Below are 24,646 nucleotides of genomic sequence, written 5' to 3'. Positions count from 1 at the left end.
TCGCCGTCGGGCCCTACCGGCCGCCGGCCTCCCCTCCTCTTCTGCCTCACGCCTCTGAGGGAGCGACTTCGCCATGTCCACGTCTCCACCGCCGTCGACGTCTGCAGTGTCTCCGACGCCTCCGGCGTCCCCTGCCGGCTTCGCGACGGCCACGGAAGGCCCGCCCAGGAACGTCCGCTGGGTGCTGGCCGGCGTCATGCTCGCCATGCTGCTGTCGATGTTCGACACCATGGTGGTGGGCACCGCGATGCCCACGATCGTGGGCGACATCGGCGGTCTGGAGCACATCTCCTGGGTGGTGACCGCCTACACCCTGGCAACCGCCGTGACCACCCCGATCTGGGGCAAGTGCGGCGACCTCTACGGCCGCAAGCCGGTGTATCTGGCCTCGATCGTCGTGTTCCTCGTCGGCTCCGCGCTCTGCGGCGCCTCCCGGTCCATGTCCGAACTGATCGCCAGTCGCTCGCTGCAGGGCGTCGGCGCGGGCGGCGTCGGCGCGGGCGCTTTCGCTCTCATCGCCGTTCTCGTACCGCCGCGCGAACGCGGCAGGTACCAGGGCATGACCGCCTCCGTCATGGCCGCCGGGGCCATCGGCGGTCCGCTGATCGGCGGCCTCGTCACCGGGCACTGGGGCTGGCGCTGGGCCTTCTACGTCAACCTGCCGCTCGGCCTGCTCGCCCTGGCGTGGCTGTGGCGGCTGCTGCACGTACCCGCCCGGCGCGTCAGGGCGAGGACCGACTGGCCGGGCATCGCCCTGCTGACCGTCACGATCAGCGCGACCGTGCTGGCCGCCACCTGGGCCGGCACCACCTACGCGTGGGGCTCCTGGCAGATCCTCACCGCGGGCGCCGTCGCCGTGCTCGGACTGGCCCTGTTCGTCCGCGTGCAGCGGCGGGCCGCGGAGCCGGTACTGCCGCTGGCGATCTTCACCGGACACCGCAACTTCCCGCTGGCGACCCTCCTGCTGCTGGCGGCCGGAGTCGTGACCTTTGGCACCGGCCTCTACCTGCCGCTGTTCCAGCAGACCGTACAGGGCGCCTCGGCCGCCGACTCCGGTCTCGCGATGCTGCCGCTGATGATCCCCGTCGTGGTGGTCTCCACCGTCGCGGGCAAGGTCATGTCCGCCACCGGCAGATACAAGATCTTCCCCGTCCTCGGCGCCGGTTTCCTCACCGTCGGACTCGGGCTTCTCGCGACGATGGGGACCGGGACACCAAGGCTCCTGACCTGTGGCTACATGGTTCTCCTCGGTACCGGGCTCGGCCTCACCCAGCAGATGGCAGGCACCATCGCCCAGAACAGCGTCTCCCTACGCGACATGGGAGCCGCCATGAGCGCGGTCACGCTCTTCCGCTCCTTGGGCGGATCCCTGGGCGTCGCCGTCTTCGGCTCCCTGTTCACCCGCAGCGTCCGGTCCCACCTTCCCGGCGCCGCCGGCGGCGCCGGGAGCCAGGCGTACGCACTGGCCCGCCTGCCCGCGGGGGCCCGGGACGCCTACCTCAGGGCGGTCACCGGCGGCACCCACCAGATCTTCCTCACCGGGGCCGCTCTGTGCGCGGCCGCCTTCGTCGCGGCGCTCTGCGTCGTCGAGACCCCGCTCCGCACGGCAGGACCGCCGAACGGCGCGCAGAACACCGCCACGTCGGGCCCGACACCGGCTGAGGCGCCCTGATCCACTACCGCGCCATGCCGCGGGCCGGGGCGTCGTGGACCGCGCCCCGGCCACGGACGGCCCGGGACCGAGGCGCGGCCAAGTGCGGTCGTCGCTCCACGCCGAGAGCGGATCCGCTAGGAGATCGTCTCGCTGGGCGATCGACGGTCCGTGACGCCGGACCGGGCTGTCGGTGGACAATCCACGTGCACTGATCGATCACGTCGGGGAACACTGTGCCGATGAACTCCGCAGCCTCCCAGACATCGCAGGAACGGGCCCTTCGGCATGTCGGTGACCTGGCGTCGGGCCCTCCGATGGACCCGGCGCTGCGGGTGACCCTCAACTTCCACCCGGACCGTCTGCTGCGCGGCAAGCCGATCCTGGACGCCATGGCCGAGGACGGCGTCTATCGCTCGCAGTTCGTCACGGGGACCAGCAACGGCGGACTGACCGCGTATCCGGGCGGCGACCGGTGGCGCTGGGAGAGCCGGATCTTCGACGGGGCGTACGACGAAGCGACCCCTCATGAACGGCCCGTCTACGGGGCGTTGAATTTCCGTCGCAAACCAGTCGGCGGGGCGCCGCGGTTCGGCTCCGCTCACTTCCGGCTGGCTGCCGAGACGCTGGCGCGGACCACGTTCTGCTACCCGGACAGTTTCCTCGAACCTTCGGATTTCGGTGTCGCGGACCGCATGGGGCTCATCGGGCTTGCCCTCGCTGATCGTCAGGACGAGCTTGACGACTACATCGAGGCGCAGGTGCATGGGCCGGTCCGGCCGAGTGCCGACGTTGAGGCGCTGGTCCTGGACCCCTGCTACCGAGGCACGACAGTCGAGGCTGCGGCACTGCGTCTTGGCTGCCCGGTGGAGTGGCACCCCGGCTTCCGGCTCGGGGTTGAAGAACTCCGACGTCACCCGGACTACCGCGGCCAGGAATACGTCGCCTTGGGCACGCAGGTCGCGGTCGACGGCGTGCTCGATCCTCGGATCGTCGGAGATGCCGCACGTGCTGGTCTCCATGACCCGCAGGCCGTCAAGAAGGTGTGGCACTACCTGGCGCGGTTCGGGGCGCGATGGAAGGCCAGTGGCGGACCGGTGACTCCGGCACCGGTGGAGGGGACAGTACTCGACGGCCTTCGTTGACGGGCTGGTGCCGGAGGGGCTGTGGGAACGGTCCCGGGCTGAAGAACCGTCGATCCCCACGAGGCCGCGAGGCGGTGGCCGCTCACGGCTCGATCAGACCGGCCCGGATCGCGTACCGGGTGAGCTCGAGGCGGTCGCGCAGGCCCAGCTTCTGGAGGATGTTGGCGCGGTGCCGCTCGACCGTCTTGGCGCTGATGTAGAGGATGTCCCCGATCTCCTTGGAGGTGTGGCCCTCCGCGACCAGCTTCAGGATCTCCTCCTCCCGGTCGGTGACGGCTCGCGCGGGCAGCGGCTCGCCCTGCCGGGCGCGTTCCAGGAAGTTGCGCACCAGCGCGGTGACCGCCCCCGGATAGATGAACGGCTCGTCGCGCACCGCCGCCCGGCAGGCCTCCACGAGGTCGCGGTCGGCGACGGACTTGGGGACGTAGCCGCTGGCCCCCGCGCGCAGGGCCTCGAAGAAGAACTGCTCGTTGTCGTGCATCGTCAGCATGAGGGTCCGCAAACCGGGCCGCAGCCGGGACAGTTCGCGCGCCGCCTGGAGCCCGGTGAGGCGGGGCATGGCGATGTCGAGTACGGCCAGGTCGAGTTCGTGGGCGCGGGCCTGCTCGATGGCCTCGGCGCCGTCCCCGGCCTCCGCGACGACGCTCAGGTCCGGTTCGTCGTCGAGGATCATCCGCACGCCGCGGCGCACCAGAGCGTGGTCGTCGGCGAGCAGGATGCGGGTCTTCGTCGCCCCGGGCACGGTCAGTGGTCCTCCTCGCGCACGGGTACGTCGAGCCGCACCTCGGTGCCGCCACCGGGTCCCGGACCCAGCGCGAGGCGCGCCCCGACCAGCAGCGCGCGTTCGCGCATCCCCCGGATCCCGGCGCCCTCCGGGGCGGCGCCGAGGCCCTTGCCGTCGTCGCGTACGGTCAGGCGTGCACCCTCGGCGGTGCGTACCAGTCGGAGGTCCACCCGGCCCGCATGGGCATGGCGCACGGTGTTGGTCAGGCCCTCCTGGGCGACCCGGTACAGGACCAGCTCGGTCTGCTCGTCCAGGGCGGGCAGTTCGGGGTCGAGGCGGAGCCCCACCGCCAGTGCCGGGGAGGTGAACTCGGCGGTCAGCGCCCGCAGCGCGCTGGGCAGGCCGAGCTCCTCCAGAACTCCGGGCCGCAGCCGGCGGGCGATGCGGCGGATCTCCTCCAGGCTGCCGCGGGTGGTCTCGCGGACCTGGTGCAGCTCCTCGCGCAGCGGGCCGGGGGCAAGTTCGGAGACGTGCTTGAGCTGGAGCAGCACCGCGGTGAGCGTCTGCCCGACCTCGTCGTGCAGCTCCTGGGCGATGCGCTGCCGCTCGGCCTCCTGGCCGGAGAGCACACGGGCACTGCCGGCCGCCTGCTCGCTCTCCAGCCGGTCGAGCATGGTGTTGAACGTGGTGATGAGTTCGGCGATCTCGCCGTGCCCGGCGGCGGCCGGCCGGCTCCCGGGCCGCAGCAGGTCCGCCGCGGCCATGGCTCGGGTCAGCCGGCGCAGCGGCGCCAGCGCGACGCGGAGCAGCACGGCGTTGGCGACCAGCATCACGACCAGGCCCGCCAGGATCACCGCCGCCTCGGCGGGCCGGACGGGGGAGGAGACGGTGACCGGACCCAGCAGCAGTATCGCCGCCGCCGTCAGCACGACGACGTTGAGCAGGAAGATCCGCCAGAACAGCGACACGGGCCAGGTCCTCCTCTCGGGTGTCGCGCGGAACGGGAACCGCCGTGGCGCGCCGTGCGGGGCGCACCAGGGCGGAGGTCAGTCCCCGGTGACGGGGGAGGGCGTCCGCTCCGGCTCGGCCCCGCTCTTGCGCGCCCGGGCCAGGCGCCCGGAGAGGGCGTTGGCCAGCGGCTCGGTGTAGCGAGCCGTCAGCGGGCCGAAGACGACCAGCAGCAGGACGTACGCCGTCGCCAGCGGGCCCAGCGCGGGCTCGATGCCCGCCGTGACCCCGAGTCCCGCGATGACGATGGAGAACTCGCCCCGCGCCACGAGTGCGCCGCCCGCACGCCACCTGCCCGGCGCCGCGACTCCGGCGCGGCGCGCCGCCCAGTAGCCGGTGGCGATCTTGGTGAGCGCGGTGACGATCGCCAGTGCCAGCGCCGGCAGCAGGACCGGCGGGATGCTCGCCGGGTCGGTGTGCAGACCGAAGAAGACGAAGAACACGGCCGCGAACAGGTCGCGCAGCGGGCTCAGCAGCGAGTGGGCGCCCTCGGCGACCTCCCCGGACAGCGCGATGCCCACCAGGAACGCCCCCACTGCCGCCGACACCTGCAGTTGCTGGGCGATGCCCGCCACCAGCAGCGTCAGGCCGAGAACGACCAGCAGGAGCTTCTCCGGGTCGTCGCTGGAGACGAACCGGGAGATCACCCGCCCGAAGCGGACCGCGATCAGCAGCACCAGGCCCGCGGCGCCCAGCGCCACGGCCAGCGTCACACTGCCCGCCGCCCAGCCGACACCGGCCAGCAGGGCGGTGAGGATCGGCAGGTACACCGCCATCGCCAGGTCCTCGAGGACGAGGATGCTCAGGATGACCGGTGTCTCGCGGTTGCCGAGCCGTTCGAGATCGCCCAGGACCTTGGCGATGACCCCGGAGGACGAGATCCACGTGACACCCGCCAGGACGACCGCGGCCACCGGCCCCCAGCCCAGCAGAAGCGCCGCCGCCGCGCCGGGCAGGGCGTTGAACGCGATGTCGACCAGACCGGAGGGGTACTGCGTCCGCAGGTTCCCGATCAGGTCGCTCGCGGTGTACTCCAGGCCCAGCATCAACAGCAGCAGGATGACGCCGATCTCGGCGCCGATCGCCACGAACTCCTCACTGGTGCCCAGCGGGAGGATGCCGCCCTCGCCGAAGGCGAGACCTGCCAGCAGATAGAGGGGGATGGGAGAGAAGCGCAGTCGCCCGGCGACCCGGCCGAGCAGGCCGAGACCGAGGATGATGGCGCCGAACTCGATGAGGAAGACCGCGGAGTGCAAGGGCTCACTCCCGCCCGAGAATGGCGGCGGCGGCCTCGATGCCCTCGCGGGTACCGATGACGATCAGGGTGTCGCCTCCGGACAGGCGGAAGTCCGGGGTGGGGGAGGGGATCGCGTCCGCCCTGCGCAGCACGGCGACGATGGAGGCGCCGGTGTCCGTGCGCATCCGCGTCTCGCCGAGCAGACGGCCGTTCCAGTGCGAGGTGGCGGACAGCTCTATCCGCTCCGCGACCAGTCCGAGGTCGGTGGTGTGCAGCAGGTTCGGGCTGTGGTGCGTCGGCATCAGCGCGTCGATCAGGGATGTGGCCTCGGCCCCGGACAGCCGCAGCGACTGCGCGCACGCGTCGGGGTCGTCGGCGCGGTAGATGTTCACCGTGCGCGATCCGTCGCGGTGGGCGACGACCGACAGATGGCGCCGGTCCCGCGTGGTGAGGTCGTACCGGACACCGATGCCCGGTAGTGGTGTCGTGCTCATCCGCGGAGCAGGCACAGCTCTGTTCCCTTCACGGACGGCGCGGCGCCGCCCCTTTCCTTGTCCGTTTCGCCCCCAGCGGGCCTCATCCTTTCATCCGGGCGAAGCGGGCCGGTATGGGTGCTGACACCCATCGCGGACCGCTGTGACGTTTCCCACACCGAGAGGAGGCGCAGGCCGGGGAGCTGGTGCCTCATCCGGGGGCGGCCCTTTCCGCGCTTGAAGATCCGTTCCGGGACCGGTAGTTGTGCGGGGCGGCGCGCCTAGGGTCGGTCGCAGTGCCGGGCTCACGGCGTTGTGACGGGCCCGGTGCGGCAGTCCCGTCCTGACGGAGGTATCCCGAGCATGAGTTCCCACAGGAAACGCCGCCGCGCCCGCCGCGCACCCTCGGCGCGGTCCTGGCCGCTGGCCGCCGCGGTGGCGACGGTGGCCGCGGGATCCCTGGTCGGGGCCGGCGCCCAGTTCGGGAACGACGCAGGCGGCAAGGAGAAGGCCTTCGCGGTGGCCGGGGACCGGGCCGACGGCGCCGCTCCCGTCGCGGCCGAGGCGCCCCCGGAGACCGCCGTCCCGAGCCCCGGCCCGACGGCCGTGAGCCCCAGCGCGTCCACGGAACCGCGGCGGCGCGAGCCGACGCCGCGGCACACCCGGACGCCCACGGCCTCCGCCACGCCCACCCGCACGGTGGTCCCGTCGACCACGGGTGTGACGAAAGGCCCGACGACGGCCGCGACGACAGCCACGGCGACCGCCGACGGCGAGGACCCGGTGGTCGCGCAGATCGTCCGGCTGGTCAACGACGCGCGTGCTTCCGCCGGATGCCGTCCGGTGACGCTCGAGGAGCGGCTCACCGAGGCCGCCCAGGACTACACGGACGTGATGGCCCGCTCGGGAGTCCTCTCCCACACCGGTCCCGACGGGTCCACCATGGCGGGGCGGGTCGAGGCGGCCGGTTACCGGTGGTCGACCCTCGGCGAGAACATAGCCGTGGGCCAGCGGACCGCCGCCGACGTGATGGACGCCTGGATGCACAGTGAGGGACACCGGGCGAACATCCTCAACTGCGCCTTCGAGCAGATCGGCGTCGGCGTGAACACCACGTCCGGGGGCCCCTGGTGGACCCAGGACTTCGGCACGCCCCGCTGAACCGCCGCCCTTCCGCCGTCCTTCCGCCGTCCTTCCGCGTCCTTCCGCCGTCCCGTCGCGTCCCTCCGCCGTCCTTCCGCGTCCGTCCGGCACCGCCCACCGCTCGGGGGCCGCTCCCCGAGATTCACCGCGATCGGCTCAACGCGCCACCTCGCCGGGGCGAGCGATGTCTAATGGGGCCGGCGATGAATGGATTCATTCGTCGCCGCCGACCGCACAGTTGACGTTGCCTCACCGGACAGACAGGAACGGTTGGTTGTACATACCGAGAAAGCCCACACGCTCCGGACGACACGGACTCACCGCCGGCCTGACGGCGCTCGGCCTGTCGCTGCTCACCCTGCTGGGGACGCAGGCGTCCGCCACCGCGCAGACGCCGGCAGACGGGGCGCATCGCGAGACCGCGAACACCGCCAGGGACGACGGCCTGTCCATGGAGCCCTCCTGCTCCGTACCGAAGAAGAACGAGTACGCGTGCTTCGCCCTGCGCCGCACGGACCTCCCCGCCGCCAAGCGGACCTCGCAGCCGACCGGGTACGGCCCCGCCGACCTGCGCAGCGCATACGACCTGCCGGAAGGCGGCGGCGCGGGCCAGACCGTCGCCGTGGTCGCCGCGTACGACGCTCCCACCGCCGAGCAGGACCTGGCCGTGTACCGGGAGCAGTACGGGCTGCCGCCCTGCACCACCGGCAACGGCTGCTTCCGCAAGGTCGACCAGCGCGGCGGCACCGACTACCCGCAGCCCGATCCCGAATGGGCCGGGGAGATCGCGCTCGATCTGGACATGGTCTCGGCCGTGGCCCCGAACGCGCACATCCTGCTGGTCGAGGCCGACAGCGCCGACCGGGACAACCTCGGGGCAGCCGTCGACCAGGCGGTCGCGCTCGGCGCCACGGCCGTCTCCAACTCCTACGGCTCCTACTACGACAGCCTTCCCGGGGGTGGTGAGGACCCCGCGGAGACCACCGACCCGCACTACAACCACCCGGGCGTCGCCATGGTCGTCGCCGCGGGCGACCTGAACTACGGGGTCCCCTATCCCGCCGCTTCCCCCTATGTCACCTCGGTCGGCGGCACCTCCCTCGTCCGTGATCCGAACACTCCCCGCGGATGGTCGGAGTCGGTCTGGAGCAACGGCGCCAAGGGCACCGGCTCGGGGTGCTCCGCCTACCAGGCGAAACCGGCCTTCCAGAAGGACACCGGCTGCCCCCGGCGTACCGTCGCGGACGTCTCGGCGGTCGCGGACCCCGCCACGGGCGTCGCGGTCTACCAGAGCTACGGCCAGAGCGGCTGGCAGGTCTACGGCGGGACCAGCGCCGCCACGCCGATCATCGCCGGCGTCTACGCGGTCGCCGGCACGCCCGCGGCCGACAGCTACCCCAACTCCTACCCCTATGCGGCCTCCAACGGCCTCAACGACGTGACCAGCGGGTCGAACGGCGAGTGCGACTCCTCCTATCTGTGCACCGCGGGCCCGGGCTACGACGGACCGACCGGCCTCGGAACGCCGCGCGGAGTGGGCGCCTTCCGCGGCGGACCGCACGGGGAGATCTCCGGAACGATCACGGACTCGGCCACCGGAAAGCCGGTGGCGGGCGCCGCGGTCTCGGGCGGTGACGTCGTGGTGCACTCCGACGCCTCCGGGGCCTACATCCTGCCGTTGCCGACCGGGACCTATGACATCAACGTCGAGGCCTTCGGCTACGCGAACGCCACCACCGCGGATGTCACGATCGCCGACGGGGCGACCCTGACCAGGGACTACGCCCTCCGCACGGTGCCGAGTCGCACGATCTCGGGCCGGATCACCGACGGCTCCGGGCACGGCTGGCCGCTCTACGCCAAGATCGTCGTGGACGGCTCGCCCGGCGGCCCGGTGTGGAGCGACCCCGCGACCGGTGCGTACAGCCTCACGCTTCCGCGCAACCGCGCGCACACCCTGCGGATCACGGCCTCCCTCCCCGGCTACCGGGAGGTCGTCCGGCAGATCCCGCAGGGAACGGCCGCGCAGGAACTCGACGTTCCGGTCCCCGCCGACGTCTGGTCGGCCGGCGGCCCCGCCTACACGACCAAGCTGACCGGCCCGACCCAGGAGTTCACCAGGGCGGACTCCGCGCCGCAGGGCTGGTCGGTCGTCAACGCCGAGGGGACCGAAGGCGGCTGGACCTTCGACAACCCCGCAGGACGGTCCAACACCACCGGCGGCGACGGGGGCTTCGCGGTGGTCGACAGCGACTACTACGGCTACACCGCGTCCCAGGACTCCAGCCTGGTCAGTCCGCCGTTCGACTTCACCGACGTGGCGGTCCCCGAGGTGGCCTTCGACACCGACCTCGTGCCCTTCCCCGGCCAGACCGCCGACCTCGACGCCAGCACCGACGACGGCGCGACCTGGACGAACATCCGGTCCCTGACCACGGACGCGGCCGGCCCGAGACACTTCGACGTCCCCCTGAGCGCCTACGCGGGCAAGCCCTCCGTCCGCCTGCGGTTCCACTACACCGGCGCCTACGCGCTGTGGTGGGCCGTGGACAACGTCTTCGTCGGCGGCAGGGAACTCACGCCCACCCCGGCCGGTCTCATCAACGGAACCGTCAGCGACGCCAACACCGGCGCGGGGGTGGCGTCCGCCGCCGTCACCTCCCCCGACCTGAGCGCGACCACGGCGGCGACACCCGAGGACTCGAACCTCGGCGACGGCTTCTTCACCCTGGTCGCGCCCCTGGGCCGGCACACCCTCACGGCAGCGGCACCGCACTACACCGAGCGGACCAAGGCGGTCACGGCCCTCGCCGACACGGCCGTCTCCTCCACCTGGAAACTCGTGGCCGGCCAACTGTCCCTGGCCACCGAACCGATCGAGGCGACCGCGGTCCTGGGCAAGCGCACGACCCGCAGACTGACCGTCACCAACACCGGAGGCGCCCCGGCGACCCTGACGCTCTCCGAACGCGCGGGCACCGGCAACACCGAGGAGGGCGCACCCCTGCGGCGCGTCACCCAGCGCCCGCCCGCGCCGTCCGCCGGCGACCGGCGCCCCGCGCCGATCGACGGCCGAACCACCGGGATCGGCGGACGCGCCTCCGCCTCCGCCTCGGCCTCCGCCTCCGCCGAGGCCGGGCCCTCGGGTGATGCCTGGAAGCCCGTCACCGACCTGCCCGTGAGCGTCATGGACAACGCCGTCGACACTCACGACGGCACGGTCTACTCGGCGTACGGGTACGACGGGGAGGAGGACACCGGCGACCTGTACCGGCTCTCCCCCGACACCGGCGCCTGGACCCGGCTCACCGCGTCCGCGCACCCGCGCCGCGCACCCGCGCACGGTTTCATCGACGGCAAGCTGTACGCCGCGGGCGGCTGGGGCGACAGCACCGGCGGCATCGACCCGGGCCTGGACATCTACGACCCGGTCACCAACAGGTGGGCCGACGGCGCCAAGGCGCCCAGGGCCTACGCCGGATCGGGCAGCACCGTCCTCGACGGGAAGCTGTACATGATCGGGGGGTGCTCGGCCGAGAGCTGCGGCACGACCGACGCCCTGGTCTACGACCCGAAGCAGGACCGCTGGTCCGAGATCGCCTCCTATCCGGAGCCCATCGCCTGGCAGTCCTGCGCGGCGATCGGGACGAAGATCTACTGCGCCGGAGGGGAGAGCGGAGGCGCCGTCGCGGTGTCCTCCGCGTACGTCTACGACCCCGCCACCGACCGGTGGTCGTCCCTGCCCGACATGCCGATCCCGCTGTGGGGGGCGGCGCACACCGCCGCCAACGGCCTGCTGCTGATCTCCAGCGGGGTGGCCGAGGACAGCCGGCTGACGAACGAGGGCTTCGCCCTCGACCCCGCGACGGGCACGTGGAGCGCCCTGCCCAACGCCAACACCCCCACGTTCAGAAGCGGCGGCGCGACGGGCTTCTACAAGGTCGGCGGCACCGTCAGCGCCTACGAGCTCGCTCCCACCTCCACGGTCGAGCTGCTGCCCGGCTACGACCAGGAGGGGCTGTCGGAGGTCGGCTGGCTCGGCGAGTCCGCCAAGAAGATCACCCTCGCCCCCGGCCAGAAGACGGTGCTCACGCTCACTTTCGACACGGCCGCACTGGAGGTCGCCCAGCCCGGCGACTACGGCGCCCGGCTGGCCCTGTTCACCGACACCCCCTACGCACTGCCCGACATCCCCGTCGTGCTGCATGTCGACCCGCCGAAGACCTGGGGGAGCATCAGAGGAACGATCCTCGGGGCGACGACCGCGGGTGGCACCGCCCCCCTGGCCGGCGCCACCGTGCAGATCGACAGCTGGACCGGCTCCCACACGCTGACCACGCGCCAGGACGGCACGTTCGGACTGTGGCTCGACACCCGTGAGAACCCGCTGACGGTCATCGTCGCCAAGGACGGGTACCGGCCCACCGCGGCCACCGTCCGTCTGAAGAAGGGGGTCGCCGTCGTCCACGACGTCACTCTGAAGCGGGCATAGTGCCCCGAGGCGCCGGTTCGCGTGATCCTGCCGGCGCTTCGCCGAGCGGAGCCGGGCCCGAGCGCGCGCTCCACCGCGTCGTCCGGGACGTCCTCGGAGAGCTCTACTCGTCACGGTGGGCTCACGCACCCCGTGCACCGTCGGACCGCTCCTGCGGGGCCCCGGCCCCCGGGAGGCAGTCCTGCCGCCATTCGGCGGGGGAGAGGCCGTAGACGGCCCGGAAGGCGCGACTGAAGTGCGAGTGGCTGACGAAGCCCCGGCGGTGCGCGACGGCCGCCACGGTCAGCCCGGCGAGTTCGGGGCGTATGAGGTCCTTGCGGCAGGCCTCGAGCCGGAGGCGCTGGATCCACCGGCCGACGGTGGTGGGTTCGTCGCGGAAGAGCTGGTGGAGGTAGCTGACGGAGATCTGGTGCGCCGCCGCGATCGACGCCGGGGAGAGGGTGGGATCGTCCAGGTGGGCGCGGATGTAGGCGCGGACGTGCGGCAGCAGGGCTCGCTCCACCGCGCCGTGGTCTTCAGTGGACCCCTCCAGCGCGACCAGAGCCGTCAGCACGTCGACGATCCCCTGCCGGAGGAATTCCTTGGACGCCGGGGCGCAGCCGCACTGGTTCGGCGCGCAGGTGCAGCGGTGCGTGAGCGTGGCGAGTGCGTCCACGTACGACGCGAGAACTTCGCTGACGCCCCGTTCGGGAGAGAAGGCCCGGCCCGTGGCCAGGCGCAGTGCCGAGTCGGGGAGATCGACCAACTCGCGCGGGACTGTGGCGAGGTGCTGCCGCACGGGGCCGGCGAAGTCCAGTTCATAGGGCTTGCGGGCGTCGAGGAGGACGAGCCGGCCGGCCATGAGCGGGATCTCTCGCCCGTCCTGGGTCGCGACGCCGGCCCCGGCCCTGTGAAGGCTCACGACCAGCGGGCCGTCGCCGCCCGCGTCGATGAGCGGCCCGGTGCGCGCCATCCGCTGCGGGCTCGCCTGGAGGGTTCCGATCTGGACGTCCGCCAGGCACGCCTGGCGTATGGCGCCGTGGATGCCGATCTTCCCGCGCGTGCGGACCTCCAACGGGATGAACGCCTTTCCCACGGCGTCCGTCCAGTACTCGTGCCGCTCGGCGGGTGGCGCGGTGTCGGTGCAGAAGGCTTGGGCCACGATGTCCTCCCGGACGGCCAGGAGCCCGTGGGTCCCTGAAGCCTTCGACGGGCGATGCCGGGGACCCCTTGCTGCCACCGTAACGTTCTGCAGTGGTCGTGGACGGTCCACGGGTGTGACTGCGGGACACCCGCAGTCACGCGGTTCCAGAACTGCGGGATTCCCGTAGGCGGCCAGGTGCGGCGGCTCCGGGGGTTGCCGCACGCTGCGCTGACGTCACCGGCCCGGCCGACGGCTCGGGCCGAGGCCCGGTCGTCTGCGGATGCCCTGCCGATCGCCGTCCGGTCGTGCGGGCACGTCCGTCACTGCGACAGCGGCGGCTGTGTCTGCCGCGCGCCCCGCGACCGCCCGGTGCGCCGCAGTACCGCCTCGCAGCCCGCCCGGTCGTGCAACTGCGCCTGCCGCCATGCGAACGCCTTGACAAGGCGGCGGTAGCGGTAGACACCGGGTGCCACGGTGTCGATGAAGTGGGAGTCGACCAGTTGCTCGAGCGCTGTGACCACCTGACGACGCGGGAGGCCCAGGACGGCCGTTGCCACGTCGACGGTGATGTCCTCGTGGCCCAGGGCGGCGGCCAGCCGGAACACGGCGGTCGCCACGGGGGTGAGGCGGCGCTCGGCCCTGCGGAGCCGATCGCCCACGACATGGCAGTCGTCGTGCATGCTGGCGACGTCTCCCAGCTTCCCCACCAGATCACGCTGCACTTCACCGACAGTCCACCGCGGTCGTGTCAGCAGTCTGCTCGCGGCCACCCGGATGGCCAGGGGCTGTCCCGAGCAGGCGTCGGCCAGTGCGGTGGACGCCTGGGGTTCGCGGAGCAGGCGTTGCCTGCCCGCGAGAGCACCGAGCAGGTCGACCGCGTCCGGAAGCCGCATCTGGCCCACGGTGACCCAGTGGGCGTTCGGCAGGTCCATCCTGCGGACACCTGTGGTCATGATGACCGCGCTGCCGGGGCTCCCCGGCAGCAGGTGCCTGACCTGGTCCCCGTCCTCGGCGTTGTCGAGGAGGACGAGCACGCGTCGGTCGCTGAGGGTCGCCCGCCACAGGGCGGCGCGCTCATGGAGTCCCTCGGGGATCTCGCTCCGGGCCAGGCCGAACGCCCGCAGGAACCCCAGGAGGACAGCGCTCGCATCCTGGCGGTCCTCCTTCCAGGGGTCGAGATCGGCGAAGACCTGGCCGTCCGGATAGCGGTCGCGCAGACAATGGGCCACATGGACGGCGAGGGCCGTCTTCCCGTATCCGGCGAGTCCGGTCACCGCCACCACAGGACTTGCCTCGTTCCCCGAGAGCAAGGCGGAGACCTCCTGGATCTCGGCCGACCTGCCGACGAAGCCCGGCAGATCGGCGGGCAGTTGTGCCGGCCTCGCCGGAGCCGAGGGGGCAGGACGGCTCAGATCGCGATCGCCTCGGAGAACGCGCTGGTGAAGCGACCGCAGTCGCGGACCGGGGTCGACCCCGAGCTCGGCGTCCAAAAGGTCCCGCACCTCGCGGTAGGCGCAGAGTGCCTCTGCTCGCCGGCCGGTCCGGTACAGGGCGAGCAACCGCAGCTCCCACAGCCGTTCACGGAACGGATGGAGCTCCACCTCGGAGGCGATCTCCTCCACCAGACCGGGAGGGACCCCGAGCTCCACATCGCAGGCCATGCGTTCCTCGAGCGCCGCCAGCCGCTCCAGCTCCAGTCTGCCTCTGGCCTCCAGGACGAACTCTCCGTGGGCTCCGGACAGCGCCGGTCCCCGCCACAGTGCCAGCGCCGCGCGCAGGTGCTCCGCCGCCACGGCGACGTCTCCGGCCTTCCGAGCGCCGTGCGCGCGCTCGATCTCTTTCCGGAACACGGCGAGGTCCAGATCCAGCGTACGCTCGCGCAGCGAGTAGCCGCCGTTCCGTGACACGAGGACCGCGTCACGACCCGGGTCTCCTTCCGCCGCCAGTGTCCGGCGCAGCCGGTGGACGTAGGTCCTGACCGTTCCGCCCGCGTGAGCGGGAGCGTTCTCCCCCCACATCTGATGGACCAGTTCGCCGAGGGGCACGGCGTGCGGATGGCGAAGCAGCAGGAGGGCCAGGACAGCGCGCTGCTGCGGCGAACCGAGATCGAGTTCGCTGCCTTCTCGTCGCGCCCGTATTCCGCCGAGCACAGCGAAGTGCAGATCCATCCGGAACGGTCTCCTTCATCCACCCGTGTGCCTGCCGTCGTGCCGGCTGCCCCGATGGACGGTTCACCTCACAACGCATATGCAGGGTCGGGTCCAGGATACGCAAACGTGCGCCGCGCGCCGGTGCCTGTCCGGCATGGCGGCCGCGACGGGATTGTCATGCTCGCATCGTTTCTATGTATATCGCGTTGACAAGGCGCCGCTACGTTCGCAGTGGGTGCGGAACCCGTTGTGATGCGACGAAGAGGATCAGCTTTGAGCTACACCCAGCACGGGAACACCCCTCACCGCCAGGTACTGAGCGTCGGAGGAGGGCCGGTGAGCCTTGTCGCGGCGTGCGACCTGGCGCGCCGGGGGGTCGCAGTCCGCATCGTCGACGCGGCCGCCGCACCCGCCACCGGTTCGCGGGTGAAGGGGCCGCACCCGCGCAGCCTGGAGGTCTTCGACGACCTCCAGGCTGCGGCGCACCGAGGTGCGGCAGGGGGCGTTGCCGGCGCCGCACGCCGCTACGAGGCCGAACGATCTTGGGCGGGAGTGATCTCGACGCCGATGCCGAGGAACCGTCCGCGGCCACGCCGTGCACCCGCATCATGATCGCCCCTCAACTGCATGGGGAAGGCAATGCTCCGTCAGAGAACACCGCGCATCGCAACGGATTCGCCTCTCCGTGAAACGACGTCAATTGCACAACTGGAGATGATGGAAGTGTTCACCATATCCCTGCCGGGCCAACGCGTTCTTGACGTGGAGGTCTCCGGGCCTTCCGACGGGATTCCCCTTGTCTACCATCACGGTTCGTCGACCTCGGGAGAGCAGTTCGGTTTCCTGAAGCGCGCCGCACACGAGCGGGGGCTGCGCCTGGTGTCGTTCTCGCGACCTGGTGTCGGCGGTTCCACGCGCCTGGCCGGCCGTTCGGTCGTGGACTCGGTGAGTGATGTGGCCGCCGTCCTGGACCATCTCGGAGCCTCCCGTTCGCTTCAGTTCGGGTGGTCCGGTGGCGGCCCCCACACCCTGGCTGCCGCGGCCCGGCTGCCGGAACGGGTCACCGGCGCGGCGGTCATGTGCAGTGTGGCCCCGTACGAGGAGCTGGGGGAGAAGTTCTTCGCCGGAATGGGCCAGGACAACGTGGAGGAGTTCAGGGCGGCGCTGGAAGGCGAAGAGGCCATTCGCCCCTCGATGGAGGCGCAAGCTCAAGGAATGCGTTCCGCCGGCTCCGGGGAGGTGCGGGAGATCCTGATGGGTCTGCTCTCTTCAGCCGACCGAGCCCTCGCGACCGAGGAGTTGGCGGCAGACATCGGTGCGAGCTGGGCCGAGAGCCTGCGGAACGGCGTCGACGGATGGGTCGACGAGACGCTTTCCTACCTCGCACCCTGGGGGTTCTCGGTCGAGGAGATAGCGGTGCCCGTCACCGTCTGGCACGGAACCGACGACCTGGCGGCGCCCATCGGCCATGGCGAGTGGCTGGCGAAGCGGATTCCTGGGGCAACCGCGCGCCTGCTCGAGGGACATGGGCACGTGTCGATCCTCCTCACATCGGTCGACCAGGCTCTCGATGAACTCGTGGCCACGCTTGACGACTGACGACTGACGACTGACGACTGACGACTGACGACTGACGACTGACGACTGACGACGACGGCTGACGGCCGGTCCGTACTCCGGGTCGATCACCTCTGCCCCCGAGTCCTTCCTGACGGCCCCCGGTTCTTCTGGCGGGCCGTTTCGGCGTCCAGGAGGTCGTGGGCAGGTGTGCTGCCTCCCCCGCGCCGGCGCGGACCGCAATCGTTCTTCCGCAGGCGCAGCTCATGCGGCCAGCCGGGTGATCAGGCCCCGGATTTCGGCGTAGGTCTTGCCGAGCTCTTCGTGCAGGCCGAAACGTTTGTACTCCAACAACAGTGCTGTCGCGTGTTTGGCCTCGTACACCAAGGCCCGCCAGCGGGCCTGCTCGGTCTGTCCGACCTGGCCGTAACCCTCCCAGAACGCGTCCCGCTCGCTGCCTGGTTTGCGCAGCGCCAAGTAGATCGGCCAGTCCGCTTCCGGGTCTCCCCACCACGTGCGGTCGCAGTCGTATACGCCCGTTACGGTCGGTTTTGGTGCGTCCATGGCCAGCATCGTGTTGCCGACCCAGAGATCACCGTGCAGCAGCCTCGGCTCCGTGACCTCGTCGAGCAGGGCACGGTTGCGGTCGACTACCTCGATCAGTCTGCCGATATCGCCCGCCTCGAGCCCGTTGTGACTGAGATCCGCAGCGGCGAGGTCGAACCAGCTCAGCAGCGCGTCACTCCACCGCTCGTATGTCGGACCGGCGACCCGGCCGAAGCCGGGCCCGCGTACCCGGTGGATCGTGCGGGTGATGCCGCCGAGATCGCTGTAGAACGCGGTGTGCGACGACAGAGGGTAGGAGCCGAGCGCGGAGACTGCGGGTGCCCCGTCGAGAAGCGTTTGGAACAGGTAGTCGCGGCCGATCACCTGGTGCGTGAAGTCGACTGCGAGAGTGCGCGGCAGCAGGCTGGACACCGGCGTGAGGAATGGCACACTGGCGTACTCGTTGCGCATCAGCTCTGGGTCCGCCCGAGCCTGCCGCGAGGGCTCGGGGGCAACCCGCAGGATGACCGGTCGGTCCTGCCCGATGTCCACCCTGTAGGTGTTGTTGTAGTAGCTGTTGCCGAGCTCGACCGCAGAGCGCACTTCGGTGTCCGCGCCAAAAGCTGCGCGGCTGACCGCAAGAATGTCGTTGGCGCTCATCGACTGCTGGAAGTCGCCTGTATTGCGTTCGATGGGTCGGTAGTCCACTCGGAGCATCGTATCCATGCTCCTGGTTCAGATGTCCCTCTGGCAATGGTCAGTGGTCAGCCGAATAGCGTGATGAAGGGCGGTTCGCTCACTGGTGCTCAGCGGATACGCCAATTCCAGAAGCCCTCGTTGCCCAGCCGTCTCGAATGTTGCCTTGTCGCATCCAACGGAGCAAGTGCCTTGCGAACCGTCGAACCTGGAGCCGCCGGTGAACTCGCCCTACCGAACGTGGCGAAGCCAGGGCGAGTTCAACCGGTCGTTGCAACACCGGGCTGCTGTAGTGAGCGCTGTGCGGCCGGACCGGACCGGGCCGGGCCGGGCCGGGGAGCCTGACGGCGGTGCCGCCGCGGCCCGGCCCCCTGCCGCCCTCGCGGCCGTCCCGGCGCGGGGGCCGCGAGGGGCGGCTCCACCGGGCAGGTCACCGCGACCTGCGGCCGCCCCTGGGCGAGGTGATCCTGTGGGAGTGGCAACGAACCACGGCACGACGGCGGCCCTGGAAGGGCTCACCCAGGCGGAGGCGGAGCAGCGGCTCCTGCGGTACGGCCCCAACGAGGTGGCGCCGCCGGCGCCGACTCCTGTGTGGCGTCGCGTGGCGCGGCAGGTGCGCGATCCGCTGATCCTGGTCCTGCTCGCGGCCGCCGCGCTCACCCTCGCCACGGGCGACATCCCGGACGCCTGCGTCATCCTGCTGGTCGTCACCGTCAACACGGCCGTCGGCGTGGTCCAGGAGATCCGTGCGGAGCGCGCTGTCGCGGCGCTGACCGCGCTCAGCGCGCCCGCGGCCCGCGTGGTCCGCGACGGCGAGGAGCGCCGTGTCCGGGCGGTGGACGTCGTCCCCGGGGACGTGGTGCTCCTCGGGGAGGGGGACATCGTGCCCGCCGACGGCGACGTGGTCGAGGCGGCGGCCCTGCTGGTGGACGAGTCGTCGCTCACCGGCGAGTCCGTTCCGGTGGGCAAGGACACGGGTGGCACGGCGGCGTCGGGCACCGTCGTCGTCCGCGGGCGGGGCGCGATCGTGGTCACCGCCACGGGAGCCGCGAGCGCCACGGGCCGCATCGCCTCACTGATGGGCACGGCATCCGGGCCGACCCCGCTGCAGCGCAGGCTCGCCGGCTTCAGCCGGGTCCTCGCCGCCGTCACCGTCGTGCTGTGCGCCGTGGTCCTCACGATCGGGCTGCTGCGCGGACAGCCCGTGAGGCTCATGGTGGTCACCGCGATCAGCCTGGCCGTCGCGGCCGTCCCCGAGTCCCTGCCCGCCGTCGTCACCCTGGGCCTGGCCCTGGGCGCCCGGCGGATGGCCGCCCGCAACGCCATCGTCCGCCACCTGCCGGCGGTGGAGACGCTCGGTTCCGTCACCGCCATCGCCACGGACAAGACCGGCACCCTCACCGAGGGCCGTATGGTCGCGGAACGGCTGTGGACACCGGTCGGCGAAGCCGAGGTGCGCGGCAGTGGCTACGACCCGGCGGGGCAGGTGGTGCGGGACGGCGCCGCTGTCACCGCGGACGACGCACCCGACCTGGCCCGCCTGCTGCGCGCCGCCCTGCTGTGCAACGACGCGGGGCTGCAGCCGCCGTCCGGCACGGACGGCGACACGGCCTGGCACGCCCTGGGCGATCCCACCGAGGCCGCTCTCCTCGTCGCCGGCGCCCGGCTGGGCCTGGACCGGGCGGCCCTCGCACGGGAGTTGCCGCGCGTCGACGAGGTGCCTTTCGACAGCGGCCGCAAGCGGATGACCACCGTCCACCGGCTGCCGCACGGCGCACGCCACGTGGTGTCCAAGGGCGCACCGGAGGTCCTGCTCCGGCCCGGGGTACTGGACGACGGGCCCGCCGTGCTCGCCGCGGCCGTCAAGAGAGCCGAGGAGCTGGCACGCGAGGGGTACCGTGTGCTCGCCGTCGCGGCAGGGGACCGCCGCCCGCCCCCCTCGTCCGACGCTCACGCCGACTGGGAGAGCGGACCGCTCTCGCTGCTCGGCCTCGTCGCGATCCTCGATCCGCCCCGTCCCGCCGCGGCTGCCACCGTCTCCGCGTGCCGGACCGCCGGGATCGTCCCCGTCGTGATCACCGGTGACCATCCGCTGACCGCGGGCGCCATCGCGGCCCGCCTCGGCATCGTCGGCAGGCCCGACGGCGGGGTGGTGACCACCCGGAGCGACGTCGGACACGCCCTCTCGGGGAAACCCACCGGCGCCCGGGTCTACGCCCGCACCACCCCCGCGCAGAAGCTGGACATCGTCCGGGCGTGGCAGCGCGCCGGGCACGTGGTCGCCATGACCGGCGACGGCGTCAACGACGGGCCGGCGCTGCACCAGGCCGACATCGGCGTCGCCATGGGACGCCGCGGCACCGAGGTCGCCCGGCAGGCCGCCGACCTCGTCCTGGCCGACGACGACCTCGGCACAGTGGTGTCCGCCGTGGAGGAAGGCCGCCGGGTCTACGCCAACGTGCGCCGCTTCCTGCTCTACGGCCTGTGCGGGGGCATGGCGGAGATCCTCGTCATGTTGCTGGGCCCGTTCCTGGGCATGCCGCTGCCGCTGCTCCCCGCCCAGATCCTGTGGATCAACCTGCTCACCCACGGCCTGCCCGGGGTCGCGCTCGGCGCCGAGCCCGCGGACCCGGCCGCCATGCGCCGTCCGCCGCGGCCACCGGACGAGAGCGTGCTCGGCGCCGGGCTGTGGCCGCGGATCCTGCTGATGGGCCTGTTCGTCACGGCCGTCACGCTGCTCACCGGCATCTGGGCCCACGACACGGGACGCCCCTGGCAGACCATGGTCTTCCTGGTCCTGGGCGCCACCCAGCTCGGTGTCGCCCTCGCGTCCCGGGCCCGGCCCGGCAGTTGGGCCAACCCCTTCCTGCCGGCCGCCGTCGCGGCGGCGCTCGCCCTGCAGATCGCGGGCGTCTACCTGCCGCCGCTGCGCGCGCTCCTCGGTACGGATGCGCTCTCCGTGGAGGACCTCGGCATCGCATGCGGCCTGTCCGCTCTCGGGTACCTGGCCATGCGGCTCCAGGCCCGGCTTCTCCCGACGCGGTGAACGAGCGCCCGGCCCCGGGCGGCCGGTGTGACCGGCGCGGGGGTAGGCCAAGCCGACAGCCGTGCTCGGCAGCCGGAGGAGAGAATGCGAAGGGTGTTCCCTGGTCGTCCTCGGTCGACGAGTCATACGGCGCCGATGCACGATGTGGCATGCGAGCGGGTGCTCGACGGGCGGACATTCAGCGAGTCGGTCGTTCGAGGCGAGTCGCGGGCATGGTTTGGGCCGGCAGGAAAGCCGCCGACCCGGTTCCTCGATGGCGTGTCGTCCTATCCGAATTCGCCTTCGCGTACGCCGTCTCGGAAGGCTGCCCATTCTTCCGCACTGAACCGCAGGGGAGGCAGTTCGCGGTGGGCGGAGTCACGTATGGCGACGGCTCCGTCACCGATGTCTGCTACCTCGACGCAGTGAGGGCGGTAGCCATAGGGACATGCGGTGCTCTTGACCCAGCTGGCCTGGGTCAGGTCGCGTGCGTACAGGTCGCTCTCTCTGGCGTGCATGGCAGGCTCATGCGGTAGTGGTCGTACGTACCTTCCTCCCTCCACGCTTGCGCTTTTTCCCCGGTTGTGCAACGGCGGTGGCCCCGCCCCCCGAATGCCGAGGGAACCGCCGGCCCGGCCCCGGCATGACCGGCATCGGGCGGAAACCGCCGGCCCCCGCTCCCAGCCGGGCCGCACCGGCCCGTCGTCGCTCAGCGCAGGTGGCCCCTTTCGTCGCGACGGACACCACTGGGCGTGCGGTAGCGGTCGGGTGCGGAGTCGAAGGCGGCAGCGCACCGTGGGGAGCAGAAGGAGTAGCTGCCGTCAGCGGTGTCACGGCGCTCCGGCGCGGTCGCCGGGTCGACGCGCATCCCGCACACCGGGTCCACGACGGCCGCCCGGCCGGGTCGCGCGTCGTGCCGGGACCGGTCGGCAGCGGATCCGACGTGCGGGTGCACGGCCGCGGCTGGTGGGGCGGGCGGTAGCTCCGGGGCGTGCCAGCGCCGCAGGCGGGAGGCATTGGCGACCACCGACAGGGAGGACAGCGCCATGGCGGCGGCGGCGATGATCGGGCTGAGACGGATGCCCCACGGCGGGTAGAGGACGCCCGCGGCGACGGGCACGCCGACAGCGTTGTAGATCAGCGCGCAGAACAGGTTCTGGCGGATGTTGCGCATGGTGGCCCGCGACAGCCGGATCGCGGTGACGACACCGGCGAGGGATCCGGAGATGAGGGTGACGTCGGCGGCCTCGATGGCCACGTCGGTGCCGGTGCCGATGGCCAGGCCCACGTCGGCTGCGGCCAGCGCCGGGGCGTCGTTGATGCCGTCGCCGACCATGCCCACGGTGCGGCCTTCCCTCTGCAGGCGGCGGATCTCGTCGGCCTTGTGCTCGGGAAGGACCTCGGCCAGCACCCGGCTCACGCCGACCTGTGCGGCGATGGCGGCGGCGGTGCGGGCGTTGTCGCCGGTGATGACGACGACCTCGATGCCCAGCCGGCGCAGGGCGGCGATCGCGGCGGCGGAGTCGTCCTTGACGGTGTCGGCGACGGCCAGCACGCCTGCGGCCCGGCCGTCGACGGCGGCCAGCACCGGGGTCTTGCCCTCGGCAGAGAAACCGTCCGCGAGGGCGGTCACGTCGGCGGTGTCGATGCCGACGTCGCCGAGCAGCCGGGCGGTGCCGACCAGCACGGGGCGGTCCTCGACGGTGGCCTGCACTCCCTTGCCGGTCACCGAGTCGAACCCGGTCGCCGCGGGCCAGGTCACGCCGCGTTCGCGGGCGCCGTTGACGACGGCCTGCGCGAGAGGGTGCTCACTGTCGGCTTCGGCTGCCGCGACCAGCCGCAGCAGTTCCCCCTCGGCGAAGGCGTCGGTGGTGTGCACGTCGGTCAGGACGGGTTTGCCCGCGGTGACGGTACCGGTCTTGTCCAGCACGACGGTGTCCAGCTTGTGCGCGCTCTCCAGGGCCTCGGCGGAACGGATCAGGATTCCCGCCTGGGCGCCCTTGCCGGTGCCGACCATCACCGACAGCGGCGTGGCCAGCCCCAGCGCGCAGGGGCAGGCGATGATCAGCACCGCTACGGCGGACACCAGTGCGAGCGTCAGCGCCGGCGGCGGGCCGAGGGTGAACCACACCGCGAACGTGGCGACGGCGATCGCGATGACGGCGGGCACGAAGTAGCCCGAGACCGCGTCGGCCAGACGCTGGATGGGCGCCTTGGACGCCTGGGCGGCCTGCACCAGGCGGATGATCTGCGCGAGCATCGTGTCGGCGCCCACCTTGGCGGCACGAACCCGCAGAGAGCCGGTGCCGTTGACGGTCGCGCCGATCACCGTGTCCCCGGTGCGCTTGGTGACCGGCATCGGCTCCCCGGTGACCATCGACTCGTCCACGGCCGAAGCTCCCGACAGGACCTCGGCGTCCACCGGGATCTTCTCCCCGGGCCGGATCACCACCTCGTCGCCGACGGCCACGTCCTCCACCGGTATCTCGGTCTCGGCGCCGTCGCGGACCACCCGGGCGGTCCGCGCCCGCAGCCCCAGGAGCGCGCGGATGGCCTCACCCGTGCCGGCCTTGGCCCGTGCCTCCAGCAGCCGGCCGAGCAGGATCAGGGTGAGGATGACACCGACCGCTTCGTAGTAGACCTCGCGCAGGTCGCTGGGCAGCAGGCCGGGAGCGACCGTCACCAGCAGGCTGTAGCCGTACGCGGCGGTCGTGCCCAACGTGATCAGCGAGTTCATGTCGGCGCCGCGGTGACGCAAGGTCAGCCAGCCGATGGAGTGGACCGGCCACCCGGTGTAGAACATCACCGGCGTGATCAGCACCAGTTGCAGCCAGTGGTTCAGCAGCAGGCCCGGCACCCACGGGGCGCCGAACAACTCGTGTGCCATCACCGCGAAGAGCACCGGAAGGGTCAGCACGGCTCCGACGGCGACCCGGCGCGTGAGGTCAGCGATCTCCGCCTGCCGCTCGGCGGCATCCGCGGCCTCCGCCTCGGCCGCCTCGCGGCCCTGATCCGCAGGCCCGCCACCCGCAGCGGGCTCTGCCGCCGCGGGGCCCGCCGGGACCGGCCCGGGGGGCGCCGTGCTGCCGCCGCCGGGGGAGGGGAGCGCGGCTTGGAGCCCCTCAGCGGGCTCGACCAGGAGCGTGCCGTGGATCATGTGCATCCCGCAGGTGAAGCTGTACGAGCCCGCCTGGTCGGGGTCGAACCGCACCGCGGTACGCGTATGCGCGGGCAGCCCGGCACCGATCTTGAAGTCGGGGAAGACCACGCGGGAGGTGCACTCCCCGGACTCCTGCCGGTCGAAGACGATCTCCACCGGGGTCCCCTGGCGCACGCGGATGACATCGGGGCTGTAGCCGCCGCGCACGGTCACTTCCACGCGCTGCACGCCGTCCTCGAGCCGGGCGTCACGGGTGCGACGCGGCCCGAAGAAGAACCAGCCCAGCGCAGTGATCAGCACGATGGCGGCGACGATCACGATCACGTCGAGAACACCCATGGCACCTTCGCCTTCCGGACACCTCCCCCTTTCACTGTGCCTCCGGCCCACCTCCTCCGGCATAGGCTGCCCGGCCCACCCGGAAACGCCGGCCGGGCCGTGTCGTGCGGTTCTCCGACACGGCGCTTCGCAGGGACGCGCAACACCTCGCTCGGCGGCAGCGGTGCTCGTTCGCCT

General features: G+C 71.9%; 16 protein-coding genes. 7 read left to right on the top strand and 9 right to left on the bottom strand.

Annotation, left to right across the window (positions count from 1 at the left end; all coding sequences use genetic code 11):
* The first annotated feature begins 73 nt into the window (after window positions 1-73).
* Together AC3ET4_RS20580 and AC3ET4_RS20575 are read left to right on the top strand one after the other, a co-directional pair.
* Window positions 74-1,672 carry an MDR family MFS transporter gene (locus AC3ET4_RS20580; protein ID WP_431951466.1) on the top strand — a complete coding sequence of 533 codons (1,599 nt, stop codon included), beginning with the start codon at window positions 74-76 and terminating at the stop codon, window positions 1,670-1,672.
* Between the two features lie 221 nt (window positions 1,673-1,893).
* The gene (locus AC3ET4_RS20575) at window positions 1,894-2,796 is read left to right on the top strand and encodes a DUF3626 domain-containing protein (RefSeq protein ID WP_431951464.1); all 903 of its coding nucleotides are present in this window, start codon (window positions 1,894-1,896) and stop codon (window positions 2,794-2,796) included.
* Between the two features lie 82 nt (window positions 2,797-2,878).
* Here the strand turns inward: AC3ET4_RS20575 and AC3ET4_RS20570 are convergent, their stop codons facing one another.
* The 4 genes from AC3ET4_RS20570 to AC3ET4_RS20555 form a co-directional block, all read right to left on the bottom strand.
* A complete protein-coding gene (locus AC3ET4_RS20570) occupies window positions 2,879-3,538 on the bottom strand; it encodes a response regulator (protein ID WP_431951462.1) in 660 nt (219 codons plus the stop codon).
* A 2-nt stretch (window positions 3,539-3,540) separates the two neighbouring features.
* On the bottom strand, window positions 3,541-4,488 hold the full coding sequence (locus tag AC3ET4_RS20565; RefSeq protein ID WP_431951460.1) for a sensor histidine kinase: 948 nt from the start codon (window positions 4,486-4,488) through the stop codon (window positions 3,541-3,543).
* Between the two features lie 78 nt (window positions 4,489-4,566).
* Window positions 4,567-5,784 carry a cation:proton antiporter gene (locus AC3ET4_RS20560; RefSeq protein WP_431951458.1) on the bottom strand — a complete coding sequence of 406 codons (1,218 nt, stop codon included), beginning with the start codon at window positions 5,782-5,784 and terminating at the stop codon, window positions 4,567-4,569.
* Between the two features lie 4 nt (window positions 5,785-5,788).
* A complete protein-coding gene (locus AC3ET4_RS20555) occupies window positions 5,789-6,259 on the bottom strand; it encodes a cation:proton antiporter regulatory subunit (RefSeq protein ID WP_431951456.1) in 471 nt (156 codons plus the stop codon).
* 342 nt (window positions 6,260-6,601) lie between these two features.
* Here AC3ET4_RS20555 and AC3ET4_RS20550 point away from each other — a divergent pair, with 342 nt between their 5' ends.
* Together AC3ET4_RS20550 and AC3ET4_RS20545 are read left to right on the top strand one after the other, a co-directional pair.
* Window positions 6,602-7,399, top strand: a complete 798-nt coding sequence (locus AC3ET4_RS20550; RefSeq protein WP_431951454.1) for a CAP domain-containing protein — start codon at window positions 6,602-6,604, stop codon at window positions 7,397-7,399.
* A gap of 256 nt (window positions 7,400-7,655) precedes the next feature.
* Window positions 7,656-11,873, top strand: a complete 4,218-nt coding sequence (locus tag AC3ET4_RS20545; RefSeq protein WP_431951452.1) for a Kelch repeat-containing protein — start codon at window positions 7,656-7,658, stop codon at window positions 11,871-11,873.
* A gap of 121 nt (window positions 11,874-11,994) precedes the next feature.
* Here AC3ET4_RS20545 and AC3ET4_RS20540 read toward each other — a convergent pair whose 3' ends face one another.
* The gene (locus tag AC3ET4_RS20540; protein ID WP_431951450.1) at window positions 11,995-13,014 is read right to left on the bottom strand and encodes a helix-turn-helix domain-containing protein; all 1,020 of its coding nucleotides are present in this window, start codon (window positions 13,012-13,014) and stop codon (window positions 11,995-11,997) included.
* 302 nt (window positions 13,015-13,316) lie between these two features.
* The gene (locus AC3ET4_RS20535) at window positions 13,317-15,164 is read right to left on the bottom strand and encodes an AfsR/SARP family transcriptional regulator (protein WP_431951448.1); all 1,848 of its coding nucleotides are present in this window, start codon (window positions 15,162-15,164) and stop codon (window positions 13,317-13,319) included.
* Between the two features lie 234 nt (window positions 15,165-15,398).
* On the opposite strand from AC3ET4_RS20535, the gene AC3ET4_RS20530 reads away from it, so the two are divergent.
* Window positions 15,399-15,758 carry an FAD-dependent monooxygenase gene (locus tag AC3ET4_RS20530; protein ID WP_431951446.1) on the top strand — a complete coding sequence of 120 codons (360 nt, stop codon included), beginning with the start codon at window positions 15,399-15,401 and terminating at the stop codon, window positions 15,756-15,758.
* A gap of 27 nt (window positions 15,759-15,785) precedes the next feature.
* A complete protein-coding gene (locus AC3ET4_RS20525) occupies window positions 15,786-16,745 on the top strand; it encodes an alpha/beta fold hydrolase (RefSeq protein ID WP_488175948.1) in 960 nt (319 codons plus the stop codon).
* A 222-nt stretch (window positions 16,746-16,967) separates the two neighbouring features.
* Here AC3ET4_RS20525 and AC3ET4_RS20520 read toward each other — a convergent pair whose 3' ends face one another.
* On the bottom strand, window positions 16,968-17,966 hold the full coding sequence (locus AC3ET4_RS20520; protein ID WP_431951482.1) for a phosphotransferase family protein: 999 nt from the start codon (window positions 17,964-17,966) through the stop codon (window positions 16,968-16,970).
* Between the two features lie 454 nt (window positions 17,967-18,420).
* On the opposite strand from AC3ET4_RS20520, the gene AC3ET4_RS20515 reads away from it, so the two are divergent.
* Window positions 18,421-20,991 (top strand): cation-translocating P-type ATPase, encoded by a 2,571-nt coding sequence (locus AC3ET4_RS20515; protein WP_431951442.1) that lies wholly within the window; start codon window positions 18,421-18,423, stop codon window positions 20,989-20,991.
* Between the two features lie 266 nt (window positions 20,992-21,257).
* Here AC3ET4_RS20515 and AC3ET4_RS20510 read toward each other — a convergent pair whose 3' ends face one another.
* The gene (locus tag AC3ET4_RS20510) at window positions 21,258-21,488 is read right to left on the bottom strand and encodes a DUF397 domain-containing protein (RefSeq protein WP_431951440.1); all 231 of its coding nucleotides are present in this window, start codon (window positions 21,486-21,488) and stop codon (window positions 21,258-21,260) included.
* A gap of 191 nt (window positions 21,489-21,679) precedes the next feature.
* Window positions 21,680-24,469: a heavy metal translocating P-type ATPase gene (locus AC3ET4_RS20505; RefSeq protein ID WP_431951438.1), complete on the bottom strand. Its 2,790-nt coding sequence runs from the start codon at window positions 24,467-24,469 to the stop codon at window positions 21,680-21,682.
* Between the last annotated feature and the right edge of the window lie 177 nt (window positions 24,470-24,646).

The organism is Actinacidiphila sp. bgisy167 (assembly GCF_057707665.1).
The sequence above is the reverse complement of the archived record's forward strand: the minus strand, read 5'-3'. Positions and strand labels throughout refer to the sequence as shown.